3 protein-coding genes are annotated in these 2,124 nt (G+C 40.2%); 1 reads left to right on the top strand and 2 read right to left on the bottom strand.

The window, feature by feature from the left end:
* Positions 1-393: transposase (locus ACYVIL_RS21725; protein WP_460314994.1), on the top strand; the 393-nt coding region annotated here is incomplete at its 5' end.
* A 472-nt stretch (positions 394-865) separates the two neighbouring features.
* Here the strand turns inward: ACYVIL_RS21725 and ACYVIL_RS21720 are convergent.
* Entirely contained in the window at positions 866-1,492 is a 627-nt protein-coding gene (locus ACYVIL_RS21720) for a hypothetical protein (protein WP_460314992.1), read from the bottom strand.
* A 124-nt stretch (positions 1,493-1,616) separates the two neighbouring features.
* A partial coding sequence (locus ACYVIL_RS21715; protein ID WP_460314990.1) for a hypothetical protein occupies positions 1,617-2,124 on the bottom strand: 508 nt, incomplete at its 5' end.

Genomic DNA, 2,124 nt, shown 5'->3' with positions numbered 1-2,124 from the left:
AAAGACTATTACTTACTCAAATCTATTGCTGGGGTAGGACAAATCCTCGCACTCACCATCCTATATGAAATCGGTGATATTGAACGCTTTGAAAGCGTTCAAAAGTTCGCTTCTTACTCTCGATTAATCAAATGTAAAGCTGAGTCAGCGGGTAAAACCTATGGTACTCAAGGCAACAAAATTGGCAATGCTCATCTCAAGTGGGCGTTCTCAGAAATGGCTGTACTTTACCTACGGGGTAATGACAAAGCTCAGGCCTATTTAAACAAATTACAAAAACGCATGAGTAAAGCAAAAGCCTTATCTGCATTGGCACATAAACTCGGTCGCTGCGTTTACTTCATGTTGAAACGTCAAAAGGTATTTGATGAAAGTCGATTTCTAGCAGGTTAGTCACGTCATTCGGTGAGCTGAACGTCTAACTAGCACCTTAAGCAGAGTATGTGAAAACGTGAGTGAATTCGTCACTGGTTTAACCCCCCTTATCTCGTTTATATACCACCGCTAGGTAACTACCCGGCTTGATTAGACACCGAATGGGCGTGCATCAATACTTTGCGCTAAATCGCTTACACCTGGCCTGAGCCTGAAACTAACTGGTGGAAATATCCAACCTTCATTTTGAATAGTGCCAGTGCTGGGTTAACCGATGAATGTCTAGTGCCCCTGCTTGCAATAAGGAATTTGAAAAAGCAGGCTGCGATGAGATCGCATAAGAGAGCCTCTATATGTGTTTGCTGTAGGCGATATCCTAACAGTCACAATGACAGATGAAGTAAACGGCTTAGCCCAAAGATTTGGATTGATCTGAAAAATAGATCAAAAGCACACTAGTACCTATTGACTAACCGGAGGCTCATATGTGTTAGCCATCCATTTGCGTAGGAGTTTTTAGGTTATCATGATGTAATAGACCATCACTTCGTCTAAATTTACCAAGCTCTTGCGCCCAAGCGTAAGCAACTACTAATAAATTTTCGGCTAACTCTCTCATACTCTCTGGTGTGAAAAAAGAATTCTCAGGACCAAGATCCGTATTTATAAACTCTAAAATATTGCCGTGACAAATATTATTGCGTAAACGTACTAATTCAACATCAACTCTATTGGGTTTTACACTATCAAGTTTTTCCATAAAGTCAGATTCACTTGGTAAAGCCAAAAAGCTAACTGGAATACCAAGTTCATGTGCTTGTTTAATTAAGTTATTACTTAATACTTTATATGGCGATAGCTCTGGCGGTGCTGTCCCCTCAGTACTTACTTGTGAAATAGTTACTCTTAAGCTGGCTTCAAAGCCATTTAATAGCGAAGATATTCCAGGAACATAAAAACCAGATTTAATTGCATCTAAGCCTTGTACGAAGAACCAATGAAACTCAGCAGCGCACATCCATTCAAAAAAATGATTTCGTTCTTTTGACCAATCACCACACTTTTCAAAGTGTTCTGTTACATGTTGAAAATGTGCTTCATCTAGTTCGGCTGGCACTGAATTCTCCTTGGTTGGCTAACGCTTCACATATGGGGCGCAGGCTTGCTGGTTATACTTGCGCGAAGCGCCAGCCAGCGAGTTTGCGTCCCAATGAGCGTAGCGAATGAACATAAAGTGTTTGTTATCTTGCACGGCTTCTAACGGGTCCATTTTCACTCTTTGTTATTATGAGCGAATAAATATTAATACTATAAACACTATCGATTTTTGTTTTCAAATCTGAGCAGGTTAATGTCATTGATTTCCCGTCTTCTCCGGGATCAATGTTACCACCAACTTTAATTGCAGTAGGAGAAGCTGATATGATTTGTGAAACGCCGTGACTCCAGACTCCTGGTAGTTCTCCATTTTCTTTAATGTAGACTTTCGCATTTTCCGCCAACTCACTTAAACCTTTGATAATTATAGATTCATCTTTTGAGCATTCTCTCGGGACAGAAGCTTGTGCATGAAAGACACAAAGATCTATTAGTATAACCGCGACTAAAAATTTAATATGCATGATAACTTCCAAAACAGCGGAAAGCGAGAGCGTATTTGGGCGAAGCCCAGCGAGTGCTTTTCCGGTGCTTTTGTTTGTTATGAGGTGACAATATGACAACCCCAAAAAGTTTATACATTTAGTAACA

The organism is Aliiglaciecola aliphaticivorans (assembly GCF_054782055.1).
Note: the sequence above shows the minus strand (reverse complement) of the source record. Positions and strands in the feature narration are given on the sequence as shown.